The organism is Thermaurantiacus sp., from assembly GCF_053487655.1.
In genome coordinates this window covers 1-24,957 of the sequence record NZ_JBRCLD010000018.1, presented here as the reverse complement: position 1 = coordinate 24,957, position 24,957 = coordinate 1, and the positions used below count along the sequence as shown (strand labels likewise).

25 protein-coding genes are annotated in these 24,957 nt (G+C 64.4%); 13 read left to right on the top strand and 12 right to left on the bottom strand.

All coding sequences use genetic code 11. The annotated features are described in order from the left end of the window. The 3 genes from ACWIQA_RS02025 to ACWIQA_RS02015 all read left to right on the top strand — a co-directional run. Positions 1 to 2,130 (top strand): 3-hydroxyacyl-CoA dehydrogenase NAD-binding domain-containing protein (locus ACWIQA_RS02025; protein ID WP_448581396.1); only part of this gene is annotated, 2,130 nt, incomplete at its 5' end. Position 2,131: 1 nt separating this feature from the next. Continuing rightward, positions 2,132 to 3,091 (top strand): NAD(P)H-dependent flavin oxidoreductase, encoded by a 960-nt coding sequence (locus ACWIQA_RS02020; protein WP_448581395.1) that lies wholly within the window; start codon positions 2,132 to 2,134, stop codon positions 3,089 to 3,091. After that, a complete protein-coding gene (locus ACWIQA_RS02015; RefSeq protein WP_448581394.1) occupies positions 3,088 to 3,864 on the top strand; it encodes an SDR family NAD(P)-dependent oxidoreductase in 777 nt (258 codons plus the stop codon). Before ACWIQA_RS02020 ends, ACWIQA_RS02015 begins: the two co-directional genes overlap by 4 nt. On the opposite strand, the gene ACWIQA_RS02010 is transcribed toward ACWIQA_RS02015, so the two are convergent. The 4 genes from ACWIQA_RS02010 to ACWIQA_RS01995 form a co-directional block, all read right to left on the bottom strand. Continuing rightward, complete coding sequence (locus ACWIQA_RS02010) at positions 3,861 to 4,187, bottom strand: DUF2794 domain-containing protein (RefSeq protein WP_448581393.1); 327 nt, start codon at positions 4,185 to 4,187, stop codon at positions 3,861 to 3,863. The two genes, ACWIQA_RS02015 and ACWIQA_RS02010, sit on opposite strands and share 4 nt — an antisense overlap. Further along, the gene (gene epsC, locus ACWIQA_RS02005) at positions 4,184 to 4,855 is read right to left on the bottom strand and encodes a serine O-acetyltransferase EpsC (RefSeq protein WP_448581392.1); all 672 of its coding nucleotides are present in this window, start codon (positions 4,853 to 4,855) and stop codon (positions 4,184 to 4,186) included. The genes ACWIQA_RS02010 and epsC overlap by 4 nt, the downstream gene beginning before the upstream one ends. 345 nt (positions 4,856 to 5,200) lie before the next feature. Next, a complete protein-coding gene (locus ACWIQA_RS02000; protein ID WP_448581391.1) occupies positions 5,201 to 5,719 on the bottom strand; it encodes a carboxymuconolactone decarboxylase family protein in 519 nt (172 codons plus the stop codon). Positions 5,720 to 5,807: 88 nt separating this feature from the next. After that, positions 5,808 to 6,350 carry a peroxiredoxin gene (locus ACWIQA_RS01995; protein WP_448581390.1) on the bottom strand — a complete coding sequence of 181 codons (543 nt, stop codon included), beginning with the start codon at positions 6,348 to 6,350 and terminating at the stop codon, positions 5,808 to 5,810. 148 nt (positions 6,351 to 6,498) lie between these two features. On the opposite strand from ACWIQA_RS01995, the gene ACWIQA_RS01990 reads away from it, so the two are divergent. Continuing rightward, positions 6,499 to 7,473, top strand: a complete 975-nt coding sequence (locus tag ACWIQA_RS01990) for a hydrogen peroxide-inducible genes activator (RefSeq protein ID WP_448581389.1) — start codon at positions 6,499 to 6,501, stop codon at positions 7,471 to 7,473. Between the two features lie 167 nt (positions 7,474 to 7,640). Here ACWIQA_RS01990 and ACWIQA_RS01985 read toward each other — a convergent pair whose 3' ends face one another. Continuing rightward, positions 7,641 to 8,177, bottom strand: coding sequence for a hypothetical protein (locus ACWIQA_RS01985; RefSeq protein ID WP_448581388.1), 537 nt, complete (start codon positions 8,175 to 8,177; stop codon positions 7,641 to 7,643). Between the two features lie 274 nt (positions 8,178 to 8,451). Between ACWIQA_RS01985 and ACWIQA_RS01980 the strand changes: the two genes are divergently transcribed. Next, positions 8,452 to 8,982, top strand: coding sequence for a nuclear transport factor 2 family protein (locus tag ACWIQA_RS01980; RefSeq protein WP_448581387.1), 531 nt, complete (start codon positions 8,452 to 8,454; stop codon positions 8,980 to 8,982). Between the two features lie 3 nt (positions 8,983 to 8,985). After that, complete coding sequence (locus ACWIQA_RS01975; protein ID WP_448581386.1) at positions 8,986 to 9,372, top strand: nuclear transport factor 2 family protein; 387 nt, start codon at positions 8,986 to 8,988, stop codon at positions 9,370 to 9,372. Between the two features lie 4 nt (positions 9,373 to 9,376). Here ACWIQA_RS01975 and ACWIQA_RS01970 read toward each other — a convergent pair whose 3' ends face one another. Then, positions 9,377 to 10,804 (bottom strand): aromatic ring-hydroxylating oxygenase subunit alpha, encoded by a 1,428-nt coding sequence (locus ACWIQA_RS01970; protein WP_448581385.1) that lies wholly within the window; start codon positions 10,802 to 10,804, stop codon positions 9,377 to 9,379. A gap of 85 nt (positions 10,805 to 10,889) precedes the next feature. Here ACWIQA_RS01970 and ACWIQA_RS01965 point away from each other — a divergent pair, with 85 nt between their 5' ends. Further along, positions 10,890 to 11,423, top strand: coding sequence for a VOC family protein (locus ACWIQA_RS01965; RefSeq protein ID WP_448581384.1), 534 nt, complete (start codon positions 10,890 to 10,892; stop codon positions 11,421 to 11,423). On the opposite strand, the gene ACWIQA_RS01960 is transcribed toward ACWIQA_RS01965, so the two are convergent. The 3 genes from ACWIQA_RS01960 to ACWIQA_RS01950 form a co-directional block, all read right to left on the bottom strand. Further along, positions 11,420 to 13,552, bottom strand: coding sequence for a molybdopterin-containing oxidoreductase family protein (locus tag ACWIQA_RS01960; RefSeq protein WP_448581383.1), 2,133 nt, complete (start codon positions 13,550 to 13,552; stop codon positions 11,420 to 11,422). The two genes, ACWIQA_RS01965 and ACWIQA_RS01960, sit on opposite strands and share 4 nt — an antisense overlap. Before the next feature lie 180 nt (positions 13,553 to 13,732). Then, complete coding sequence (locus tag ACWIQA_RS01955; protein WP_448581382.1) at positions 13,733 to 15,010, bottom strand: cytochrome P450; 1,278 nt, start codon at positions 15,008 to 15,010, stop codon at positions 13,733 to 13,735. An 18-nt stretch (positions 15,011 to 15,028) separates the two neighbouring features. Further along, positions 15,029 to 15,616, bottom strand: coding sequence for a carboxymuconolactone decarboxylase family protein (locus tag ACWIQA_RS01950; RefSeq protein WP_448581381.1), 588 nt, complete (start codon positions 15,614 to 15,616; stop codon positions 15,029 to 15,031). A gap of 110 nt (positions 15,617 to 15,726) precedes the next feature. Here ACWIQA_RS01950 and ACWIQA_RS01945 point away from each other — a divergent pair, with 110 nt between their 5' ends. From ACWIQA_RS01945 to ACWIQA_RS01935, 3 genes are read left to right on the top strand one after another with little or no spacing between them, the layout of a single operon-like run. Continuing rightward, positions 15,727 to 17,034, top strand: a complete 1,308-nt coding sequence (locus ACWIQA_RS01945; protein WP_448581380.1) for a cytochrome P450 — start codon at positions 15,727 to 15,729, stop codon at positions 17,032 to 17,034. Further along, complete coding sequence (locus ACWIQA_RS01940) at positions 17,031 to 17,432, top strand: putative quinol monooxygenase (protein ID WP_448581379.1); 402 nt, start codon at positions 17,031 to 17,033, stop codon at positions 17,430 to 17,432. The genes ACWIQA_RS01945 and ACWIQA_RS01940 overlap by 4 nt, the downstream gene beginning before the upstream one ends. Next, on the top strand, positions 17,414 to 17,947 hold the full coding sequence (locus ACWIQA_RS01935; RefSeq protein ID WP_448581378.1) for a nuclear transport factor 2 family protein: 534 nt from the start codon (positions 17,414 to 17,416) through the stop codon (positions 17,945 to 17,947). The genes ACWIQA_RS01940 and ACWIQA_RS01935 overlap by 19 nt, the downstream gene beginning before the upstream one ends. Before the next feature lie 4 nt (positions 17,948 to 17,951). Here the strand turns inward: ACWIQA_RS01935 and ACWIQA_RS01930 are convergent, their stop codons facing one another. Further along, a complete protein-coding gene (locus tag ACWIQA_RS01930; RefSeq protein ID WP_448581377.1) occupies positions 17,952 to 18,308 on the bottom strand; it encodes a nuclear transport factor 2 family protein in 357 nt (118 codons plus the stop codon). Positions 18,309 to 18,409: 101 nt separating this feature from the next. On the opposite strand from ACWIQA_RS01930, the gene ACWIQA_RS01925 reads away from it, so the two are divergent. Next, positions 18,410 to 19,357: an SDR family oxidoreductase gene (locus ACWIQA_RS01925; protein ID WP_448581376.1), complete on the top strand. Its 948-nt coding sequence runs from the start codon at positions 18,410 to 18,412 to the stop codon at positions 19,355 to 19,357. Here the strand turns inward: ACWIQA_RS01925 and ACWIQA_RS01920 are convergent. Then, positions 19,354 to 20,592 carry an aromatic ring-hydroxylating oxygenase subunit alpha gene (locus tag ACWIQA_RS01920; protein WP_448581375.1) on the bottom strand — a complete coding sequence of 413 codons (1,239 nt, stop codon included), beginning with the start codon at positions 20,590 to 20,592 and terminating at the stop codon, positions 19,354 to 19,356. The two genes, ACWIQA_RS01925 and ACWIQA_RS01920, sit on opposite strands and share 4 nt — an antisense overlap. 89 nt (positions 20,593 to 20,681) lie before the next feature. Then, the gene (locus ACWIQA_RS01915) at positions 20,682 to 23,339 is read right to left on the bottom strand and encodes a TonB-dependent receptor (protein ID WP_448581374.1); all 2,658 of its coding nucleotides are present in this window, start codon (positions 23,337 to 23,339) and stop codon (positions 20,682 to 20,684) included. 216 nt (positions 23,340 to 23,555) lie between these two features. On the opposite strand from ACWIQA_RS01915, the gene ACWIQA_RS01910 reads away from it, so the two are divergent. Beyond that, on the top strand, positions 23,556 to 24,323 hold the full coding sequence (locus ACWIQA_RS01910; protein WP_448581373.1) for an SDR family NAD(P)-dependent oxidoreductase: 768 nt from the start codon (positions 23,556 to 23,558) through the stop codon (positions 24,321 to 24,323). Beyond that, positions 24,295 to 24,957, top strand: a 663-nt coding sequence (locus ACWIQA_RS01905) for an MFS transporter (protein ID WP_448581372.1), incomplete at its 3' end; no start/stop codon positions are given. The genes ACWIQA_RS01910 and ACWIQA_RS01905, both read left to right, overlap by 29 nt.

Sequence of the window (24,957 nt, the reverse complement as noted above, 5' to 3'; positions counted from 1 at the left end):
CTCACCATCGATTGCCCCGGGCTCTCGATGAACGTCATCAACGCCGAGGTCAGCCGCGATCTCGCCGCCGCGGTCGAGCGCATCAAGACCGACGATGCCGTCAAGGGCGCCGTCATCACCTCGGGCAAGGCCTCGGGCTTCCTCGCCGGCGCCGACCTGAAGGGCATGAACTTCAGCAGCGCCGGCCCGGGCAACGGTTCAGGCAAGTCCCGCATGGCGCAGCTGTTTGAAGCTGTCTTCGCCCTCAACCGGCTGCTCCGCGACCTCGAGACGGCAGGCAAGCCGGTCGCTGCCGCCGTCAACGGCCTCGCGCTCGGCGGCGGGCTCGAGATCGTGCTCGCCTGCCATCACCGCATCGTCGCCGACGATCCGAAGATCCAGCTCGGCCTTCCCGAAGTGCTCGTCGGCCTCTTCCCCGGCGCCGGCGGCACCCAGCGCCTGCCCCGCCTCATGGGCGTGCAGCCCGCGCTCATGTATCTCCTCCAGGGAAAGTCCATGAGCCCGCAGGAAGCACTCGGCTTTGGCGTCGTGCAGGAGCTCGCCCCCCGCGACGAGCTGGTCGCCCGTGCCAAGGCCTGGGTGAAGGCCAACCCGACGAAGGCCACCCAGCCGTGGGACGACAAGGGCTTCAAATTCCCCGGCGGCGTCGGCCACATGAACCCGGCCTTTGCCCAGACCTTCATCGGCGGCACCGCCATGGCCCACAGGCAGAGCTTCGGCAACATGAACCAGGTGAAGGCGATTCTCTCGGCCGTCTACGAGGGCGCCCAGCTGCCGATGGACACTGCCATCCGCGTCGAGTCCAAATATTTCGCGCGCGTCGTGGCCGACCCGCAGGCCGGCAACATGATCCGCTCGCTCTTTGTCTCGAAGCAGGCAGCCGAAAAGGGTGCTCGCCGCCCCAAGGACGCGCCCCCGGCCAAGACCATGAAGCTCGGCATGCTCGGCGCTGGCCTCATGGGCGCCGGCATCGCCATGGTCTCGGCCCAGGCCGGGATCGAAGTCGTCCTCCTCGACCGCGACATGGAAAGCGCGAACAAGGGCAAGGCCTACACCGAGGAGCGCCTGAAGAAGCGCAGCACGGATCCAGCCAAAATGGCCGAGATCCTCGGCCGCATCCACCCCACCACCTCCTACGCGGATCTCGCCGGCTGTGATCTCATCATCGAGGCCGTGTTCGAGGATCGCAGCATCAAGGCCGAAGTCACCAGGGCGACTGAGGCGGTCGTGGGTGCAGACACCATCTTCGGCTCCAACACGTCAACCCTTCCCATCACCGGCCTGGCCGAGGCCTGGTCTCGTCCGGAGAATTTCATTGGCATCCACTTCTTCTCGCCAGTTGAGAAGATGCCGCTCGTCGAAATCATCATGGGGCAGAAGACGGGCCCGCGCGCGCTTGCAAAGGCGCTCGATTATGTCGCGCAGATCAAGAAGACCCCGATCGTCGTAAATGACAGCCGCGGCTTCTACACTTCGCGCTGTTTTGGCACCTTCGTGCAGGAAGGCCTCGCACTCCTGGGCGAAGGCGTGAAGCCGGCCCTGATCGAGAATGTTGCCCGGCACATGGGAATGCCGGTCGGCCCGCTCGCAGTCAATGACGAGGTCGGCCTCGATCTTGGCTACAAGGTCGCCCAGCAGACCAAAAAAGACCTGGGCGAGGCCTACAAGCCTGGCCCCGGCGAGAAGGTCATCGAAACCATGGTCGGCCTCGGCCGCCACGGCCGCAAGAACGGCAAGGGCTTCTATGTCTACCCCGAGGACGGCAGCCCGAAGCACCTGTGGCCCGAGCTCGCCAGCCACTTCCCGCTCTCGGTCCACCAGCCTGCGCCCGCTGAAGTCAAGGAACGGCTTCTGTTCCGCCAGCTGGTCGAATGCGCTCGCTGCTTTGCCGAAGGCGTTCTGGAAACGCCCGAAGACGGCGACCTTGGCGCCATCTTCGGCTGGGGCTTCGCGCCCTTCACTGGCGGGCCCTTCAGCCACATGGACACGCTCGGCCTTGCCACGGTCGTTGCCACCCTCGATCGCTTGGCGGCAGCGCATGGCGAGCGCTTCGCGCCACCTGAGATCCTTCGGGACATGGCGGCGAAGGGCGAGACCTTCTACGGCAACGCGCAACGCAAGGCGGCCTGAGGTGGCGCTCAGGACCCCGCTCTGCGACCTGCTCGGAGTCGCCCACCCCGTCATGCTCGCAGGCATGGGCGGCGTCTCTTATGCCGAGGTCTGCGCCGCCGTCTCTGAAGCCGGCGGGTTCGGCTCCCTCGGCATGGCAGGAACAAGCCCGAAATTCATCGAATCCCAGATGAAGCGCGTCCGCGAGCTGACGGAGAAGCCGTTCGGCGTCGATCTCCTCGCCGCCCAGCCCGAGACTTTGACGGCGTCCGTTGAGATCATCATCGCCAATGGTGCCAAAGCCTTCATCGCCGGGCTTGGCGTTCCCTACCCGATCGTGCGCCAGTTGAAAGACGCTGGGATCCTGGTTGCAGCCATGGTCGGCAAGGTCGACCATGCGGTGAAGGCAGAAGCTGCGGGCTGCGACTTCGTCATTGCCCAGGGGACGGAGGGCGGCGGCCACACCGGGGCCGTTGCCTCGGTTGCGCTCTGGCCGCAAGTCGTTGATGCCGTGAAGATCCCGGTGGTCGCAGCGGGCGGCCTTTTTGATGGACGTGGCCTTGCTGCGGCCCTTGCGCTTGGCTGTGTGGGCGTCTGGATGGGCACGCGCTTTATCGCTTCAACCGAAGCCCATGCCGGCCAGGTCTACAAGGAGGCGATCGTGAAGATGACCGAGGCCGACACCGTCGTCTCGCGAGGATTTACCGGCAAGACCCTTCGCGCCATCAGGAACCGCACCACCGAGCGGTTCGAGAAAGAGCCTGCCAAGCCCTTCCCGCTGCAGGCGATGGAGTCGGCCCAGGAAAACCGGCTCGGGCCGATCGCCGGCGTGACCGAGAACCTCGACCCCGAGACACAATGCTTCGCAGCCGGCCAGGGCGGGGGCGGTGTGCGCGAAATCCTTCCCTGCCGCACCATCGTCGAGCAGACGGTAGCAGAAGCCGAAGCCGTGCTTGGCAGGCTTGGGCGGATTGCCGCATGAGTGGCCGCCTGCAAGGCAAGACTGCTGTCGTTGTTGGTGCAGCCGGCAAGGACAATGCCGGCCAGGCCATTGCCCGGCGCTTCGCAGCCGAAGGCGCAACCGTCCTTGTTGCCGGCCGGCGTCCTGAGCCGCTTGCAGCGCTCGCTGAGGAGATCGGAGGCCATTTCGCCCTTGTCGACATCCGCTATCGTGCCGAAGTCGAGGCGCTCAGAGACACGGCCCTCGAGAAGCTCGGCGGGCGCGTGGACATTCTCGTCAATTGCGCTGGGATAGGCTTGCTCCGCCCGCTCGAGCAAGTGACGGACGAGGATCTCGAGCTCATGTCCGCCCTCCAGTTCAAGGGCGTGCACCATCTCCTCCAGGCCTTTGTGCCCGTGATGGCGGCGCAGGGCGGGGGTGCGATCCTCCAGATCTCTTCTGCCACAACCGACCGGGTGATTGACAACCACGCGGCCTACATTGCGACAAAGGCTGCCGGCGACGCCCTCATCCGCGCGATTGCCAACCAGTATGGCGCCAAGGGCATTCGGGCCAATTCGCTGGTCCCGGGCTTGATGGCAACGCCGATGACGGCTGAGGCCATGCAAGTGCCTGGCCTCGAAGAGAAGTTCGCGCGCGAGTATCCGCTCGGCCGGATCGGCACGGTTGAAGACCTTGCTGCCGCAGCCGTTTTCGCTGCGTCCGACGAATGCTTCATGACCGGGCAGGCGCTCCAGGTGAATGGCGGGCTGACGCTGCGGCGCAACCCGACTTCGGCTGAGCTGTTCGGCTAGGTCTCGGCCTCCACCAGCTTGACAAGCCGGCGCTTCAGCGGCGCGAGCACGGCCGCAAGATCATGGCCGCGCTTCAGGACTGCCCCTGCTTCGGAGACGAGTGCATAGGGGCCCTGGCGGGCGCGAGGGTCCTTGATGATGCGAACCTCCGGCCGCTCGGCGCTGCGGCGGAAGGCACTGAAGGTCGCTGCCGAAGGCGCAAGGTCAATGGCATAGTCGCGCCAGTGCCCGGCGGCGACCATCCGGCCGTAGAGCTGCATGATGAGGTCAAGCTCTGCCCGCGCAAACACGACCCGCCGGCGAAGCGGCACCACTCCAGTCACGCGGCGTCAGATGTCCTGCCGGAGGCGCGCTCGAGCGCCTCGAGCCGGGCCCGGAGCGCCTGGATCTCGCAGCGCAGCAGTTCCTCCTTTTGCGTAATGGGGTCGAACTTCTCCGAGCACGGCGTTCCATAGGGCACAAAGCCTGGCTCGTCGCGCACCACAACCGGAATCGGCTTGGCGGGGATGCCAACCATGGTGGCCCCTGCCGGCACATCCTTCGTGACCACGGCATTGGCACCAATTCTCGCGCCATCGCCGACATGGATCGGCCCCAGGATTGCCGCCCCGAGCGAGATGACCACGTCATTGCCAATGGTCGGGTGGCGCTTGCCGCCCACACCAGACGTGGGGTTGGTGCCACCGAGCGTGCTCCCCTGGTAGATGGTGACATTGTCGCCGATTTCGGCAGTTTCGCCGATCACCACAAACCCATGGTCGATGAAGAGGTTTCGGCCGATCCGCGCACCGGGGTGGATGTCGATCGCGGTCAGGAACCGGCTCAGGTGATTGACCACCCGCGCGAGGAAGAACAGCCGCGCACGGTAGAGCGCATGCGCCACCCGGTGCAGTCCAAGTGCCCACACGCCCGGGTAGGTCAGGATCTCCAGCCGTGACCGCGGCGCTGGGTCGCGCGCCTTCACGCTTGCAAGGTAGGAACCAAGGCCCATGCGCGCTCCCGCCGCCCCATGATTGCGACATAGGCTTCACGCAAGCAAAGCGCCAGCCCCCTTGTCCAGACTAGGTCGAAAGGCCAAGGGCAGCTGCCGCCCTCCGCACGCACGGGATCGCGCCCTGCACACGCTGCCATCCAGGCTGTCATTGCGGCACTGTCGCTGCTCTTCAAACGGGGGCTGATCTCCGTGCGGCAGTCACACCCCGCGCCTGGCCGAGAGGATATGCGCATCCGGCGCCTTGCGGCTGCAAAGCGCGCTTCCTTTGGCAGCAACCCATGGCCGGCTGCCTCCTGCACTCGACCAGGCCTCAGCTTTCACCTCCCACCATCCATGGCTGCGTTAGTGGGCCCGCAGCACTGCAGCGATTGCGGTGACCACGCTTGCCAGCCTGACTGCCGCCTGAATCGTCCCGCTATTCACGCCATGCTGCTGCAGCACTTTCTCATGGCTGTCGATGCATGCGCCACAGCCATTGATGGCAGAGACTGCAAGGCAGAAGAGCTCAAAATCGGCCTTGTCGATCCCCGGCGCGCCAAGAATGTTCATTCGCAGCCGCGCCGGCAGGGTGCGATACTCCGGGTTGGAAGCAAGATGCGTGAATCGATAATAGACATTGTTCATCGCCATGATGGCCGCAGCAGCTCGGGCGGCCGCCAGGGCTTCCGGAGCAAGCCTTGCCCCGGCCTCCGTCTCCGCCGCAGCGATGAGCGGCTTGACGCCAGTGGCATGCGCGCACGAAAGCAGGGTTCCGAACTTCTGTTGCTCACTGAGCCCGGCATCGTTCATGAGCGACGACAGGTTGAGCCGCAGGTCCTTGGCATAGTCGGGAAGCGTTTGGGCGAGTTCGGCAAGCGCCATGGAAAAGTCTCCGGGCTGGCCCGGCGCGTCGCAACGGCCGGGCAAAAGGCCGGGCGGCTGACACCGCCCGGCGCAAGGCATTTTTCCCTTACGCGGCTGGCCGCAGCGTTTCCTGGCCCTTGGTCCAGTTGCAAGGGCACAGCTCATCGGTCTGGAGCGCATCAAGGTTCCTGAGCGTCTCCTGCGGAGAGCGGCCCTGGTTCAGACCATTCACAGTCACATGCTGGATGACATTGTTCGGATCGACAATGAAGGTCGCACGCAGCGCCACACCTGCTTCCTTGTCGAGGATTCCAAGCGCTTTGGCGAGCTCCTGCTTGTTGTCGGCGATCCAGGGGAAGTCGCACTTCGCCAGCCGCTCGTCCGACTTGCGCCAGGCGAAATGGACGAAATCAGTGTCGGTCGAGGCGCCGATGAGCACCGCATCGCGGTCCTCGAACTCCTGCTTCAGTTCGCCATAGCCGATGATCTCGGTCGGGCAGATGAAGGTGAAGTCCTTCGGCCACCAGAAGATCACCTTCCACTTGCCAGGATAATCCTTGTCGGTCAGCACTTCGCCGGCGGGGAGCTTGTCCACGCCCTGCTGCACTGCAACCTTGAACTCAGGAAGCTTGTCGCCGATGGTCAGCATCTGAACCTCTTTCCAACATGTTACGGGAAGATCGGAGCAGCGGCGGAGGGGCCCGCGCGATGCTGCGCCGCAAATAGAACGGCATGCCTCATCGTTCAAACAAGATAAATCGATTGATGTCATCGTCTAAGGCGATTATTCGCGAGCCATGATCTACCTGCCCACCATCAAGCAGCTCCAGTATCTCGTCGCTCTCCACCGCACCGGCCATTTCGGTCGCGCTGCCGATGCCTGCCATGTCAGCCAGTCGACCCTTTCGGCCGGAATCCAGGAGCTCGAAACGCTGCTCGATTGTGTCCTTGTCGAGCGCACGCGTCGCGTCGTCCGTTTCACACCGCTTGGCAACCAGGTGGTGGAGCGGGCCTGGCGGCTTCTTGCGGAGGCCGAAGCCATTGCCGAGCTTGCGCGTGCGTCGGGGCGGCCACTTGCTGGCGAGCTCCGCCTGGGAGTCATTCCCACCATTGCCCCCTTTCTTTTGCCACGGCTGTTGCCGGGGCTTCGCGCCGCCTGGCCCGAGCTTCGTCTCTACTTGCGCGAGGAGCAGTCAGACCAGGCGTGTGCCCTGCTTGCCCGTGGCGAGCTCGACTGTGTGCTCCTGGCATTGCCTTGGGCGTGCGGGGATGTCGAAGCGGAGGTCCTGTTCGAAGATCCCATCCTCCTTGCCTTCCATCCTGCCGACTTGCCCGCGCCTGCCGCAAAAGTTGATCCGGCGACGCTTCCCCAAGAGCGGCTCCTCCTCCTCGAAGACGGTCATTGCTTGAAGGATCACGCACTTGCTGCCTGCGGCCGCGCTGGCCTGCGGGCGGATGCTGCGGTCCTTGGCACGTCGCTTCACACGCTTGTCCAGATGGTCGAGAACCGGATTGGATGCACTTTCCTGCCCAGGCTTGCCGTCGACTCCGGGATTCTCGCTGGCACGCAAGTCGAGACCCGCCCGCTCGATAGCCCGCGCGCCAGCCGGCAGATCGCGCTTATCTGGCGCCCGACGTCACCGCGTTCGGCCGAGTTCCGCTTGCTTGCCGCCGAATTGCGCAAGGCGGCTGCCGCGCTGTTGCGCCCTGCCGAGCAGGCGTGCCGCAGTGCGCCTGGGAGTGCCCCAGCCGCCGCGTCGCCCCGAGGCTGAGCGAGTGGGTGGCGCGCGTCGTTGTGGACAGCGCTTGGCGAGGATAGCAAAGGGCTACACAAGGCGCCGAGACCCTTTCAGAAGTGGAGACGGAGTCCAGCAGTGGGGCCGTGGGTCAGCACGTCATAATGAAACCGGCGCACACCTTCGCCAGACCGTTTCTTCGCTTAAACAGGCCGATAGCCGAGCTTTGCATCAAGCGTGCGCGAAAGCTGGATCCCGAGGGAAGGCCAGGCCTGCACCGACATATCGGACCCAGCGCCGAAGCCGCCGACATCCGCCAGCATGGCGAGATTGACCGTGCGCGCGATCGGCCCTCGCACCCGCAAGCCGACAATGGGGTCAACCCAGGTTTCCGACCGACGCGCCTCGACGGGTTTGCCAGTGCGCGGGTCAGTCAAGGCAATGCGCACGCCAAGGTCAGTCACACGCACGCCGGCATAGGCCTCGGCAAAGCGATGCACTCGCGCCAGCAGCAGGAAGGCATAGGCGCCTTGGTGGCCTCCGACCCTATCGATGAGGCCTTCGCGCTCCATTTCAAGATTTGCGTAATTGCCGTCGAAGAGGATTCCGAAGCGCCCGTTGTTGGCCTCCAGCAATCCCATCACGCCCCAGTTCAGGTTTGCGAACAGATCGCCAGGGCTGGTTGAGCCACGGAAGGTGACTGGGCCAATGGCGGTTTCGCCATTTATGAACGGGGCCATGACATAGGGTTCGATGCTGAACTGCCATCCGCGTGCGCTCGGATCGGCATGGGCTGGGACGGCAAGCCCGAAAACCACAAGCGTAAAGATCCCTCGCGCCCACATCCCAAGGCCCGTTCCCGAACGGCTGCAATCTGACCCTGTTCGCAAGCGCAGGGAGCTGCAAACCTTGGTGAGGCCCAGGCCTGGCATTGGGGGAGATCCAGCACTTGTTGCAGTGGTTGAAGCGCTCCGGTTGTTCCATTGTCTCCAGAAGGCAAGCAGGGAAGGGAAGATGCCAGGGCAAGAAGAGGCGATCCGGCGGGTTCTGGCGCTTTACTGTCACGCGCTTGATCGCCGTGCCTTCCATTTGCTTGTCGCCTGCTTCCACACTGACGCCACTTACCATTTTGCCGCAATCAAGGGGGACTGGCGCCATTTCGTCGAAGCTGCGAAGGCGGTTCTGCTGCCGCTGTCAGGCACGCACCACCAGCTCGGCCAGAGCCTCATCGCCCATGATGGCCCCAATTGCGCCCATGTCGAGACCTGGTTCACTGCCGTCCATTTGGTCCCGGCCGATGCTCCGGCGGACGCGCCATTTCCGGGCACTGGCCAGGCCTATGAAGCGATTGTCTGGGGCCGCTACATCGACCGGTTCGAGCAGCGCGACGGCTGCTGGCGGATCGCCCATCGCATCGGCCTCCACGATGGCCGCCATGACCGGCCTTCGGCTGACGCCGGGTTTGCCGCACTTCCCGCGCACTGGCGTGGCGCCCATGGCGCCGCCGATCCGGCCCATCTGGTCGGCGAACGGGCAGCAGGGTAGGCGATGCCCAACGCAGGCGCTTTGCTGGCCGAGATCTACCGCCTAGCTGGTGCGCGCGACTGGGCTGCGGTCGAAGCCCGCTGCCACCCGGAGTTCACCATCGTCGAGCCGGCCTCACTTCCCTATGGCGGCGAATGGAAGAGCCGTGACGCGCTCCAGCGCGTGGCGGCAGCCATGTATGGCAGCTGGGCTTCGGCGAAGGTCGAGATCCATGAAGTCACAGGCGGAAAGGACTGGGGCGTCGTTGTCTTGAGCCTTACCATGACATCCAAGCGAACCGGGCGCAGCCTTACCCAGACCATCTGCGAGGCCGGCCGCTTCGAAGACGGGCTCCTGAAGGAGCTCCGCATCCACTATTTTGACACGGCCGAAGTCGCAGCCGAAGTGTAAGCGCTCAGCTGCGCTTGGCTGGCAGCTCGCCGTTGATATACTTCATCAGCGTCTCATGGAAATGCCGCACCCGGCTCTCCTGGTAGGCGCCGAGCTCCATCCGGCCTGACTTCAGCGTCTTCATGCCCGTCTGCACATGCGGCAGGTTCGCAAGGTCCTGGTCGAAGACGCCAGCAAGGGCCGCCCCCATCTTGTCGGCTGCCCAGGAGAAAGGCTCGCCATCGGGAATGAGGGTGCACTCAACCGCGCGCGGCCGCTTCTCGCCCTTTGGGGTCGGGAACAGGAGGCGGATTTCCATGGTGCACCAGTCAGGCGTGGTGCCTGGCAGCCAGCGATAGACGAGAGTGGGCAGGTAGCCGATCCAGGGCGAGAAATTGGGAAAAATGTTGTAGGTGAAATTGTCGAGGATCTCGGCGTCTGAGGCCTTCGAATAGTCATAGCCATATTGCGCTGCAAAGCCCTTGCGGCCGGCCTCGGCGAGGAGTTTGCGCGCCAGCAGCGGGTCGTTTGGGTCAAAGTCGCCCACCTCTTCTGTCGCGTTGAACCGCCGGTTCGTCTCCGCATCGTTGCCGCCGGAGAATTCGTTCATCTTCTCGAGCACATAGCGTTGATCCTTGCCGCGCATATGGGGCGAGAGCACGCCAGAAGGTGTAATGGCGCGATTGAAATGGTCGCCGATGAGGTCGTAGCGGCTGTTGGCATCGCCAAGGAAAGGCAGCAGTTGCGGATGGGTCGTGATCGAATGCCAGGCCTCCATGAAGGCCTCGGCAGTGGTCTTCCAGTTGGCCTCGATCCGCCGCTTCACCCACATGCCCGTGTAGCGGTTCTTGAAGTCATAGGGGGCATAGTGGCTTGCCGCTGGCCCCAGCCACTCGGGGAACTCGGGAATGTCGGGATTCTCCGTTATCATCACGAAGCCTTCCCAGAGGTTCACTCGCACTTCCGGCAGCGACAGGTCCTTGCCTTCGAGGTGGCGGAAGTCCCACTGGCAGGGGATTTCCTTGAGGCTGCCGTCATTGTTCCAGGTAAAGCCATGGAAGGGGCACCTCAGCATCGGTGTCGGCCCGGCCTTGGTGCGCAGCTTGCGGCCGCGGTGGAGGCAAGCGTTGTAGAAGGCGCGCACGCGCATGTCCTCCTGCCGGACCAGGAGGAAGGACTTGTCATTGATATCAAAGACGACCGTGTCGCCGGGGTCGGGCATTTCGTCCTCGCGGGCAGCGAACAGCCAGACATTGGGCCACATTCGCTCGCGCTCAAGGCGGGCGAACTCCTCGCTCACATAGGGGATGACCGAAACCGGCTCGGTTGACATCTCCCGCGTCGTCTCCTGGAGCAGGAAGTCCGGCACGGGCCGGGTGTCGGCCTCCAGCATCTCGGTGTAGCTCATCGCCGGGCAGCGGTCCGGGCGGGTGATCGTCTCTGGCTTGTTCATTGGCCTCTCCCTCTCGGGCTGGTCAGGTTGCCGCAACTGGTCCCTCGCAGCTAGTTCCCGTCCGGCCTTACCGCGAGAGGACATCATGGCTCTCCACTCCGTCTTTTCCGCCCTCGGCCCCATTATGCAACTGGCCTATGTGCCAAGCGACTTCGACGCTGCCGTCACCCACTGGACCCGCACCATGGGTGTTGGGCCCTTCCATCTCATCGAGAACATCCAGCTCGAGGGGATGCGCTATCTGGGGGAGCCGACCGATGCTCGGTTCAGCCTGGCGCTCGCCTATTGGGGCGACTTGCAGATCGAGCTCATCCGGCCGGAAAATAACTCGCCCTCCATCTACACTGGCCCCTACGGCGTCAGAGACCGTCTCCACCATGTCTGTATCCTGGTCGATGACCTCGAGGCGGCCTACCGCATTTGCCGCGAAACCGGGGCAAAAGTTGCGCTCGAAGGCCGGTTCGGGGCCTCGCGCGTCCTCTATGCAGACCCGGGCACGGGGCCTGGCCACCTTGTTGAGGTGCTCCAGCGCGCAACCGACGGCCCCGACCTCTTCGCCCGCATCCGCGAGGCCTGCGAAAACTGGGATGGCAGCGAGCCTTTGCGCAAGCTCGGCTAGGCAGCGAGAGCCACCTTCACCGGTATGGCGCTCTGCAGCGCCTGGCCAGTGATGGGGTCATAGTCCACTTCGTCGCTGGTGAGGCGATTGGTGGATGCTCCCTTTTCCAGCACATCCTCCTTGCCGGCGTCGGAGTCGCCGAAGGCATGCGCCATCGAGACGATTCCCCGCCGCACCCGGTCTGAGGCCCTGGCAACGCCATGGATGGTGGCGTGTGCCGAGCGGATCTCGATGATCGCACCATCGGCAATGCCGAGTTCGGCCAGATCCGCGGGGTGAATGTAGGCCGGGTTGGTCTTGGCCCGTGCCCGCAGCCGCTCGAGCGGGTGGCCGATCGAGTTGAACCGCGCCTTGGAGCGCCGCGAAATGAGCCGGAAATCAAAGCCAGCGGCGCGCGCCTCGTCTGCAGCATAGCGCGCAAGCGCGCCCGGCATGTCGCCGGCGGCAAGATCAAACCTTTCGCAGGCATCCGGGTCAGCCGGCTCGACGATCGGGTGCAGCTCCGAATAGATGATCGCCGCGCCCCCTGCCGCGCGCGCATCTTCCCGGACCTTGCTCGGGGCGACGATGCAGCCGGCGGTCATGAGATCGAGAAACTGGACCTTGGGCGGGCAGGAGTCCATCGGCACCGGCCCACCGGGAAGCTGCAACTGCAGCCCGAGATGCTTGGCCAGATGCCACATCATCTCATATTCGTCGATGACGTCGCCCGGTGCCGTCGCCACGGCCTCGACATAGCGGGCGTAGGGCTCCTCGTGCCACCATTCGGAGAGGTTGTTGATGTCTTCGCGCTCGAGACACTGCTTGGGCGCGAGCACGACAGTTGCCCGCTTTGCGCTTGCTGACATCCACGGGTCGATCTGGACGAAAAGCGCGAGCGAATCGAGTGCGCGCCGCATCTTGAGCTGGTTGGGGAAGCCCACTTCCGGGTTGCCGCCAACGGAAATGAGCGCCCGGATCTGCCCTTCGCCAGGGGTTAGGATCTCGTCGGCCAGCACATTGCACGGCATCTCCACCCCAAGGTGACCAAGGCCGCGGAAGCGGGATTTTGGCATCCCCTCCGCACCGAAGAGCGGCACTTTGGGGCCGACTTGCGCCTTCCTCGGCGTTGCCGGCGTAAAGATGCGCGGAATGGCCGCCTTTTCGCCCTCCTGCTGGAAGCGGGCGCACAGCGTGTTCATGGCCGTCACCAGATATTCAGTGAGCGTGCCATTGCCGGCCATCTCCGGTCCCGTTCCCGTAACAGCGCAGCCGCGCTGGGCGCCTGCGAACATCCGGGCAGCCTTGACCAGAAGTTCCGCCTCGACACCGGCGCGCGCGGCAGCAACCTCGGGCGTGAAGGGCGCAACCGCTTGCGCAAGCGCGTCCAGCCCATCGACATGGGCGGCGACGAAATTGCGATCATAAAGGCCTTCGGTGATGATGACACGCAGCATGCCCGCAAGCAGCGCCGGGTCCTCGCCTGGCTTCACGGGCAAGTAGATGTCGGCCAGCATGCCCACTTCGGCGAGCCGCGGGTCAGCAACGATGAGCTTCATGCCAGCGGCCTTGCGGTCGCGGATCCGCCGCGACGGGCTGAACGGCGGCACGCCGCCTGGCGGCGAATAGTGGGAGACAATGGGGTTGTTGCCGACAAGGAAGGCAACATCCGCCTCGCTGAACAGGTTGGCGCCACCCATCCACTTGCCGTAGCGCGCAGTGGTGAAGACCTTGGCAGGCTGGTCCAGGGTGACGGATGTAAAGAAGTTCCGGGTGCCGATCGCTTGCGCCAGGGCATGGGTTGCTGCCCAGGCGGCGCTGTTCTGGTAGCCGCCCGAGCCCATGAAGAGGGCAACGGCATGGGGCCCGTGGGAGTCGATAATCCGCTTCAAGCCATCGCCCACGAAGGCGAGGGCCTCGGCCATCGGTGTTTCCCGGAACTGGCCGTCGGGCCCGCGCACCAGCGAACGGGTCAGCCGGTGCGGGGCATTGTGCGAATCCGGAAGCTCGCGCCCCTTCATGCAGGTGTAGCCACCATAGACGGGGTCGTCCGGGTCCCCCCGCACGGCGACAACCCGCCCGTCCTCCACATCAACAAGCATCGCGCAATTGGCATGGCAGAAGCGGCAGAAAGTGCGGTGGGTTTCCATGGCCTCTCTCCTCCGGCCGGCAAGGCTAGCATGCACAGCATTTCCCGCGACTGGCCAATCTGACGGCCCGTCGCCTTGCGCCTGCGCGCCCCGTCAGCTTGCTCCCCGGCGACGGGCTGGCCCTTCCCCGCGTTCCTCTCCCCTTCCTCGGGCTCGCGCCATGGCCAGGTTGACCGCCGCTTAGCTGCGGCGCGGCACGAAGCTGATGTGCAGCTGTTTGAGGGAGCGCAGCAGGAAGTGCGGGTGGTAGGAAAAATCATTGCCGTCGGCGAAGTCCATGTCCTCGAAGCGGTCGATGACAGCCCGGAAGCCCCACCAGAGTTCACGCCTTGCAAGCGGCGCACCCAGGCAATGGTGGGTGCCCGAGCCGAACCCGAGATGCGCGCCTGCCTTCTCGCGCTCGAGATCGAGCTGGTCGGGATTGGCAAATACCCGCTCGTCGCGGTTGGCTGCACCATAGCGCACATTGACGAGTGCGCCGGCCGGAATGGTGATCCCGCCAATCTCAGTATCGCGCGCACAGAAGCGCATCAGGCTCTGTACTGGCGACTCAAGCCGCACCACTTCCTCGACGAAGGTCCGAAGATACCGGTCCGGGTCCGCGCGGAGCTTGGCCCACACATCCTTGTTCTCAATGAGTAGCTTCATGCCGGCGGCGAGCGCATTGGTCGTCGTCTCGCTACCGCCGACAAAGGTATCCGCCATCATTTCGGCATGGAGCTCATTGTCATTGAGGGGCCGGCCCCACTCTTCGATGACGGTGTTGACGAGGACACTGATCAGGCTGTCGTCAGGCTCGCGCCGGAGCCGCTCGAAGATGGCCTGGAAATAATGCTGGCCTTCGATCTCTCGGTCCACCATCTCCATTTCCTGGTCTTCGGGCAGCATCATCGAAATGCGGTGGAAGAAGGCGTCGGTCCAGCGCTTGATTCGCCAGATATCCTCCCGCTTGGCGCCCATCTGCTCGCCGATGATGTAGAGCGGCAGCGGCACGCAATATTGGCTCACCCATTCGCAGCGGCCGTCGGCAAGGAAGCCGTCGATGAGCTCATAGGCGAGTTTTTCGACCAGCGGGTCGAGGGCCTTGATCCGGCTCGGCTTGAAGGCCTCGTTGAACATCTCGCGCATTTGCCGGTGGTTTGGGTCATCGCGGCCGGCGAGCGTCGGCGCCGGCACCCAGCCCCTCTCCGCAAAGCGCGCAGCCACCTTCTTCGCCCGCTCGATATTGTTGGTGGCCATCCGGTAGGGAGCGTTCCCGGCACTGCTCGGGAAATTCTCGACATCAAGCAGAACCCGCCGCACGTCCTCATAGCGGGTCACAACCCAGATGTTGGTGCCGGGAAGGCAGTAGGCCGGCGCCTCGTCCCGCAACCGCTTGTAGGCAGCCCATGGGCATTGCTGGACAGCAGGGTCGAACAGGTTGAGCTCAGGGTCGGCAACAGGGGCTGGGCTCGCCATCTTCGATTCCCTCGATTGTCAGCGCACCACGATCCGGTCCTGCCCCCAGGGGGCGATCGGACCGATGCCGCGAAAGGCTTCCGGCAGTTCCTCCACCATATGCCAGGTGGCGCCGAGCCGACCGAAACCAACGAAGAAGGCGGCGGTCATGCCCAGCTCGACGATCTCCGCTTCGGAAAAATGCTCCCGGAGCTCGGCATAATCGGAGTCGCTGATCGCAAGATGGTCGGTTGCCAGCTTCTCGCCATAGCGAATGGCTGCCTTCTCTGCTGGCGTCAGCTCCGCCGCCTCATCTGGCGCTTCAAGTGAACAGACGAGTGCCTCGGTAAGCCCGTCGGCGAGCGCGTCCTGGTAGCGGATTGCCATGCAGCTGCGGCACTGGTTGTGAAACGCGATCCGCAAACGCATCAGCTCTACCAGCCGGGCCGGAAGCCGCCGCCCGGCCCGCATTGCCGCGGAAAAGCGGAGAAGTCCGAGCGCCTGCTCCGGGCAATGGGCAAAGAAGCGCATGAGCCCCTGTTCGAGCGCGGTAAGCGCCTCCGGCTGGACGGCCTCGCGCAGCCGCACGTCCCATGCCTCGGGTGCCAGTTTCTCGATCCGGCTCATCCCACCTCGCGTGCTGATGTGGGCCGTGCCCTTCACTCCCGCATGCGACCTATGAAGGCCGCCAGCGGACGGCAACTGCGCGATTGGATAGAGACGCCGCGGGAGGGCGTGTGGAGGCAACCGGCTGTCCAAAGAGTGTCGCCGAAGTCGACCTGTTCGGCCCTGGTGCGCCACAGCACTGGTATGCGGCCTATCATTTGCTGCACGCCGAATGCCCGGTGCTTCGGCTTCCCGGTGAAGGGCTCACTCCCGATCGCGACGCCTTCATTCTCACGCGCCACGCGGACATTTCGCGCGTCGTCAAAGACTGGAGCCGCTTTCCCCCCACGCTCGACTTGCTCGTCGCCCAGGTGATCCAGTCGGGCAAGCTCCCGACCGAAATGCCCGACCTCGACGCCATGGTGCAGTCGATTGTCACTCTGCGGCCCACCCAGGCGCTCTGGCGCGCCCACCGGCAGGAGTTGACCGACCCTTGGGTCGGCCCGGGCGCTGGCCGCCATGCCGCCATGATTACCGCGCATGCTGATGCCCTCATTGATGCCTGGGAGGGCCGGGCCACAATCGACTTCGTTCGCGAATTCGCGAGGCCCCTGCCGCAGCGCACCATGGCAAGCCTGCTCGGTTTTCCTCTGGCGGATGTGCCCCAGCTTGAAATCTGGGGGCAGGCCCAAGTCATGTCCTATGTCCACGGCCGTGGCCACAACAATATCCTGACAGATGCCCAGAAGGCCGAGAAGTTCCGCCTGCTTGCTGGCTTTTCTGACTATGTGCGCGAGACGGTGCGCGCAAAGCGCGCGCGCCCTGCTGACGACATGATCAGCTGGCTGACGCAAGTCCACTATGCTGCACTCGACCGGAAACTGACCGACGACGAGATCAATGGCATCGTCTATGCCATGGTCATCGGCGGGCTGGAGACCACCCAGTATGCAATCGCCGAGCAGGCCCGCCTGCTCGACTCCCACCCCGGCCTGTTCGACCGCCTCAAGGCTGACCGCACCCTCATCCGCCCCTTCATCGAGGAAGCGATGCGGTTGCGCTCGCCAACGCAAGGCCTGTCCACCCGGATCACGTCCGAGGACGAGGTCTTCTCCGGCACCGAGGTGCCTGCCGGTTCGACGCTCCATCTCCGCTGGGCCGCTGCCAACATCGATCCGAACGAGTTTGAGGACGCAGATATGCTGAAGCTCGACCGCAAGGCGATCACGCGCCATCTCGCCTTCTCGGCCGGCCCGCGCGTCTGTCCTGGTGCTGGTCTGTCGCGTCTCGAGCAGACCATCGCCTGGAACCGCCTGCTCGACCGTCTCGACGGCTTCTCGGTCAGCCCCGACAACAGCTTTCCCTACCAGCCCGGCATCATGCTGGGCTTGCTCGAACTCAAGCTCGATATCCGCCCCGCCCGAGGAGCCGCTCCATGACAACTCTTCTCGCCCACATCCGGATCAAGCCCGACAAGCTCGAGAAATGGGAAGCCATCATGGAAGACATGGTCCGCCAGACCCACGCAACCGAGCCAGGCGTCGTCCGCTATGAATATTGGAAGGGCGAGGCCGAGAACAGCTACTATTGTCTGCTTTCATTCAAAGACAAATGGGCCTTCTATCACCACCAGATGTCGGAGCACCACGAGAGCCATGATTTCGGCGATGTGCTCGAGAGCATCCGTCTTGAATATGTGGACCCTGTTGCCACCGCTGCACCTGGCCTCAGCCAGACCGAGGATCCGCCCCTCCCTGAAGACGCGAGCGAGGCGATGCGGACCGCCCAGCAGCGCTTCCCGCTCACCATCGCCTCCTGGTGGGCTGGCCGGGCCTGACGATGGACGCCGAGCTCCGCCGCCTGCTCGATACGCGCGCCATCGAGGCGCTCCTTGCCCGCTATTCCCGCACGCTCGACTGGCTCGATGAGGATGGCCAGGCCAGCTGCTACTGGCCAGAAGCCGCCATCGACTATGGCTTCTTCACGGGCACAGCCAAGGACTTCATCCCCGTCGTCATGGCGATCGAACGCGCCTCGGCACGGCGCTGGCACCTGCTCACTGGTCTTGCGCTGCGCTTCACGGGCTCCGATACGGCCGAGGGCGAATGCTATGGCCTGGCCGCAGGCGTGCGCGCGGGGGCAGACGGGCGCATGGCCGGCAACCTCTACGGCGGCCGCTATCTCGATAGCTATGCAAGGCGTAATGGCGAATGGCGCATCGCCAGCCGGCGCTACATCCTCGACTGGTCGCTGCCGCTTCCCGACCAGCCCGACGACAGCCCGCGCCCCGATTTTCCGCTGCCCGTCCTTTCGATCCGCACCAGCGGCCACCCCCTTTACCGGCCGCTCTGACCCGTCAGCCGGCTTTCGCAGGCGGATCAAGATAGTCGCGGTAAAAGACGAGCTTACCGCCTTTCACCCGGTAGATCCCAACACCAGTCCGAGTGCCTTCAGGCGCATGCATGGTCCAGCGCGCCCAGGCGACTTCCTCATCCCCGCAGATCTCGTCGGCTGTGAAGCGGATCTGGCGTCCGCCCATTTCCTCCACCATCTTCGCCATGAAGCCAGCGATTGCCTCGCGCCCCTCGAACACGCCCCAGATCGGGTCTTCAAGCCGTGCATCCTCAGCAAAGAGCGGGACCAGCTGGCGATAGTCTCCGCCATCCTGGATCCGCCAGAAGGTCTCGATGACATCCTGTGCCGCACCTGCCATGCTGTCCTCCCCATCCACACCCCAAAACGCCAGCTAGCAGATTCGGCCGTGCGTCTGACCGCGCGCATCTCCTAGGTTCCATGGGGGAGAGGAGGTCACCCATGGCCTTGATTGCTGTTATCGGTGCTGCCGGCCGGCAGGGCATGGCGCAAGTCCGGCAGGCGCTCGCGCAAGGCCATGATGTGCGCGCCATCTCGCGCCGGCCGGATCCTTTCGCCGGCGCCGACATTGAAGGCCTCGAGCGGGTGACGGTCGTGCCCATGGATCTCTACGATCCCTCGACCTACGCCGCAGCCCTGAAGGGCGTCGACCACATCTTCTACACTCACCCGCTCCAGGCCCGGGCCGACCGCGCCACACTTGTCGGCCAGGTTGGCAAGGCGGCAGCCGAGCTCGGTGTCAAGCGAGTCGTCTGGAACACGTCGAGCTGGATTCCCGACCGGCCCGGCGACCCGTTCACATATGGCGCCAATACCGCGGGCATCAACGCCCTGTGGCGCTCCGGTGCGGCTGGAACCGTGTTCGGCGCAGTCCTTTTCATGGACAATCTGCTCACCAACTGGGCCCGGCCCTTCATCGTGAACGAGGGCCGCTATGTCTATCCGCACAACCCCATGCTCGAGGCCAATTGGATCAGCCTCGATGATGTTGCCCGCTTCATGCTGGCGTCCATCGAGCGGCCTGATCTCGAGGGTGCCTGGATCAACATCGGCGGCCCCGAGCGGCTTCGGGGCCCGCAGGTGGCAGAAGCGCTTTCCGAAGCCCTCGGAAAGCCCATCCGCTATGACCCCTGTACGCCGGAAGCCTTCGGCCGCTATCTCGTCGATGCCGCAGGCGACGAGATGCCAGAGGCGATCCGGGACCAGTTCGCGCGCGAGATCGCTGCCTTCTATGAATATAACAATACCGCCCCCACGCGCCCGTTCGCTGTCAACATGGACTATGTCTACGAGCGCTTCCCTGAACTTGCCGGCACGCTCGAGACCCTTGGCGCCTGGGCGAAGCGGCAGAACTGGAGCGAGAGCAACTTCCGCCCGCCCTTTGGCTAGGCGGCAACCGCCTCCTGCGGCATTGCGGCCGAAGCCGCGCGGAAGAGGCCGGGCAGCTCCTCATCACGCGCCTCCACCAGCCGGTCCACCCACTGGTGAAAGACCTGGCCGCCGCGCTCGTTGCGGCCGAACAGAACATGCGCCATTTGCCCGCTCATCAGCGCATCATGCTGGCGCTTGCCAGTTGCATAATCCTCGCCGGCCACCACGGTCTCAAGAAAGGCGAACTGCTCGTGTGCCCCCTGGCGCTGGTCCTCGGTCTCGGGCGAGCGCTCCATCACATAATATTGGGTCGTCACACTCTCGCTGACCGTCCGGCCAGGGAAGAGCTGGCTGATCATCGCTCCGCGCACACCGCCACCGTAGAAGCTTGCAATCGAGATGTGGGGAAAGATGGTCCAAACGCCCTGCAACAGTGCATCGTGAGGCCAGTCGGCTTCATCCATTTGCGACAGATCGAGCTTTTCGTCAGCGCCAGTGCGCTGCGCAAACCTGGACGGGTTCGCCAACCGCTGGTGGGGGCCCCAGGCGAAATAATTGGCCCGATTGAAGAAGTCGCTGCCGAAGGTGGCGGCATGGAGCACGGGCAGGTGGTAGAAATCGAGATAGCCGTCATAGGCCGTCTTCCAGTTCGGCCCCGGAATGGTTCGTTGCTCGAACAAAATCCAGTCCCGGAAGCCGAAATGCTCGAGCAGCCGGTCGTAGCCACAGAGCGCATCGGCGATTGAAAGACGGGAGTTAGAATCGAGAATGACGAAGATGAGCCCCGCCCGCTCGAGGCAGGGAAAGCGCTTGAGACACAGCGCCGCCTTGTCCACCGTGCCGAAGTCGGGCGCCGAGGCAATGGCGAGCAGCGTGCCGTCGCTGCCGAAGGTCCAGCCATGATAGCCACAGGTGAACCGGCTCCCCTTGCCGGTGCCTTGCGCCAGCGGGTTGCCGCGGTGTGTGCACATGTTGAGTAAGGCCGCCATGGTGCCGTCGCGTTGGCGCACCAGCAGCACCGGCACGCCGACCACCTCCATTGCCTTGTAGCATCCAGGCTCGGGCAGCTCGCACGAGGGCGCAAGCATGAGTGGCAGCCGCCGGAAGATCCGCGCCTTTTCGCGCTCGAAGCGGTCGGGGTCTGTGTAGGTCGAGGCCGGAACGCGCACCACGTCGTCGGCAAGGTCCATGGTGCCCGCCTTGCCATGGGCGATGAGGGCGCGGGTCATCTCCAGCAGTTCGTCACGTGCCAAGTGCCGGCCTCCTTCCATGACCCTCATGTGCTGCAGTCCGGATGTGAGAGGCAATTGTCACTTTTGCCCATACCGCTGCCGATGCCGCCTCAGAAGCGCAGCCGGCCCTCAATGAACAGCTGCCGGCCCCGGTTCTGGGTGAAGATGACATCGTCGCCGCGCGGCAGCCGCCCGCCCGCTGGGGCGAGGAACGGGCGCCCACCCGAAGTGATGACATAGATCTCGTCCGTGACATTGATGCCGATGAGCGAGAGCCGCCAGCGACCATCGGCCGATCCGATCCCGATGCTGGTGTCGAGCGTCGCAAAGGCCGGCTGGAAATAATCATCCTCGAGCGTTGCTTCGTCGGTGAAATAGCCGCTGTTGAAGGCAAGGTTGCCTGCAAGTGTCAGCTGCAGCTTGTTGCCGAGCGGGATGGCCCAGTCGGCAGCAATGTTTCCTGCCCAGCGCGGTGCCTGCGAGGCACGCCGCCCGTCGAGGTCGACATCATCGGGTGTGCCGGGGATGCCATCCTCGCCTGGCTGGACGAAGGCGTCCGTATATCTCGCGTCCAGAAACGAGAGATTGCCGGAGAGGACCAAGCCTTCAACAGGCGTGTTCCACCCAGCGAAGATATCAATGCCCGAAGTCGTCAGCTCGCCGGCGTTGGTGGTAACGAACTGGATCGTGCGGGCATTGAAGTTCTGCACTTGCAGGTCATCGAAGATATAGTGGAAGACCGTGCCATTCAGGGTCCAGGCCCGGTTGTCTGACTGCCACTTGGCACCGACTTCACCGCCGATCGCAGTTTCGGACTGGAAGATGAGCGCCTCCTTGGTCGCCTGGACAACCGCCGGATCCGGGCTTGCCAGCCCCCGCAGGGCGTTGGAGGGAAGCGCCGAATTGTCGATCCCGCCCGACTTGAAGCCCGTCTTGAACGATCCAAAGAGGGTGAAGCTGCTCGAGGGCTGGTAGCGCAGCGTCACTTCAGGTGACCAGTTGCTGTCATCAAACGCAATTGGCCCCGAGAAGAACCCGCTCTGCAAGAAGAGGGGGCTTGGCACGAAGAAGCCAGGGTTGCCCGGGGCAGCCACATAGGCAAGGCGGTTGTGGACGAAGGGCACGCTGATGGTCTGGACCTTGTGCTCGTCGGTCCAGCGGACGCCGCCGGACAGCTGCAGCTGGTCGGTGATATCAAAGGTCACGCTTCCGAACAGCGAAATGGCCTCAGTCTTGGTGACGTGGATTTTGTTCCAGTCGAAAGTATAGCCGGTGCCTTGGGCGACGCCGCCGCCGAGCAGCGGGAGCGTCGGGTCAGGAGAGATGAGGGAAATGTTGACGGCGTTTTGGGCAGTATCGAAGGTGAATTTGCGCCACTCGTAAAAGGCGCCGACCATGAAGTTGAAGCGGCCGGAAAACTCGCTGGCCAGCCGGATCTCTTGGGTTAGCTGGTCGAGCTTGTTGTTGGGATCGCTGGTTCCCATGCCCTGCGCCGAACCTGGCGCGTTGTTGGCGCCGAGGGCGGGGGCAATGACGCCGACGGGGAGCGTGGAGCCAGGCGGGAAGGGCGGGGATGGTGCCGGGATGGTCGAGGAGGCTGGCCCGACGCCACCGTAGCTGAAGCTGTCGGCATCTGTGGCATCGAGGTTGAGATAGCCAGTCACGGACGAAAGCGTGAAGCGGTCCGAGAGCTTGGCGTCGAACTTGAAGCGAGTGAAGAAAATGTCGGTCTCGCCGAACGGCACGCCATTGCGACCTGCCGCCTTGGAGGGCAGAGGCACGCCGGGTGCAAGCGCAAGCGCCCAGTCGGGCAGGAAGTAACGCTGGTCGAACGTCTTGCAGTCATAGCCGGCGGGCACGGCGATCGCCCCCTGCAGCAAAACGATGGGATCAGCCCTCCCGTTGGGGCCACACCAGACTTCGGCCGTGCCGATGGCGCCATCATTTTCGTAGCGCACATATTGCAGCTTGAGGTTGGCATTGAACCCCGGGTCGGGCTCGAAATCGAGAGTGACGCGACCCATCAGATATTTGAGACCGCGGGTCTGGTTGACGGCCGGTGTCCCATCCTGCATGCGCTGGAACTCGGAAATATCGTTGACTTCGCCAGCGACGCGGATGCCGAGCGTTTCGGTGAGGGGCCCCGAGACATAGGCGCCTGCAAGCCAGCCCTTCTCCTCGAATTCATAGGAGGCGCTGACTCCGGCTTCCCATCGCGGGGTCGGATCGGCGGACTTGATCGAGAAGACGCCGGCAGAGGCGCTCTTGCCGAAATAGAGCGATTGCGGGCCGCGCAGCACTTCGATCTGGGCGACGTCAAAGAACCCCGCCTGCAAAATCCGCATGGTCGAGACCTGGACTCCGTCAAAATCGAGCGCGACGGCACTGTCGAAGGCCGCCGAGATGTTGGACGAGCCCACGCCCCTGAGGCTCAGCTGCCCGCCCGATCCCGATCCCCCTACTTGCACATTGAGGCCTGGCACCCGGCTCACAACTTGGGCGATCTGGTTGAAATTGTAGCGCTCGATTTCCTCACCGCCGACAACGGAAACCGTGACCGGCACATCTTGCAAAGTCTCGTTCTGCATCCGTGCGCGAACGATGATTTCCCCGAAGCTTTCAGCCGAGGCGGCAGGCGCGCTCGCCTCCTGGCTGCTCTGCGCCTGTGCCACCTGTGCGCTGCTCATAAGGGCGCTGCTCGCAGCACCGGCCAGCATGTGGATGATGGTGCGCGCGCAGCGCACGTGGCTGTCGAAGACATGCAACATGCGACCTCCCCTCCGGAAGCCGAGCCCGCATCCTCCCCGCGCAGCTCAGGCTTTCGGCAACCCTCTCCCTATGCCAAACTACGCCCTGTCTCCTCTCTGACCATCTGGCGAAAGGATTAGCCCTTGGCCGCTGCTTGCAGCGGCAAGCCCATCGCTTTCGCGAGTGTTGTGCAAGGCCTGCCGTCCGGGCCATTGTCGAGACGGGAGGCGAGCGGCATGGCAGGTCGGGTCGAAGGCAAGATTGCATTGGTAACAGGCGGAGCGATGGGGCTCGGCAAGGCCGATTGCGAGCGCCTTGCCGCAGAAGGTGCGCATGTCATCGTCACCGACCGCGAAGCCGACCTTGCCCATGAGGTGGCGCGCGCGATCGGTGGCGAAGCCCATGCCCTTGACGTGACAGACGAGGCGCAATGGCAGTCCGTCCTCGCAGAGGTTGCCGCGCAGCACGGCGGTCTCGATATCCTCGTCAACAACGCCGGCAATGTGATTTTCGAGTCGATCGAGGATTGCTCGACTGCCAACTTCCGCCTTCACCTCGACATCCACGTCATGGGCACCTTCTTCGGCTGCCGGCACGCCCTTGCGCTCATGAAGCATCGGCCGGGGGCGGGTGCGTCCATCATCAACATGGCCTCAACTGCAGCGCTCCTCGGCTATGGCGGCATTGTCGCCTACTCGGCAGCCAAGGGCGCAATTCGGGCGATGACCCGCTCGATTGCCATCCATTGCCAGGACAAGGGCTATGGCATCCGCGTGAACGCGCTTGCGCCTGGCGGGATTGAGACTCCGATGGTGCGCGCGGTTGCCGGCCGGGCCGATCAGCCGCTGATGGAGGTGCCCGACGGCCCGCTGCCCGCAACCGCGCTCGGTGCGCCTGCCGATGTGGCTGCTGCCGTCCTTTTCCTTGCCAGCGACGAGAGCCGATTCCTGACCGGGCTCACCATTCCGGTGGACAATGGCCTCACGGCCCGCCCCCATCACTGATCCCGCACCCGCCACGGCCGAGCCTGGCCGCTATCGCTGGTATGTGCTCGGGCTGCTCACCCTCGTCAGCCTGTTCTCGGTTGCCGACCGGCTGGTCTTTGCGATCCTGCTTGAGGACATCAAGGCCGAGTTCGCCTTCTCCGACACCCAGCTCGGCCTGCTCGGCGGGCTCGCCTTCACTCTTACCTATGTGCTCGCCGGCTTCCCTGCTGCCCGCCTTGCCGACCGCAGCATCCGCCGCAGCATCGTTGCCTGCGCGATCGCCTTCTGGAGCGCCATGACTGCGTTATGCGGCGCTGCCACCGGCTTCTGGACCCTGTTCCTCGCCCGTACCGGGGTCGGGGTCGGCGAGGGCTGCAGCGGGCCCTCGTCGCAATCTTTGATTGCTGACTATTTCCGCCGCGAGGAGCTGGCCCGGGCCATGGGAATCCTGACTCTTGGCGCGACGCTCGGCACCGTCACTGGCCTCATGGCGGGTGGCCTGCTCGCGGACGCCTTTGGGTGGCGCTTCGCCTTCGTGCTCATGGGTCTCCCCGGGCTCCTCATCGGCCTCCTCGTTTGGCTGACGGTGCGCGAGCCGCCCCGTGGCCGCTATGCCTTGCCCGGTGCACAGATCGCCCAACGCCCGGTCGGG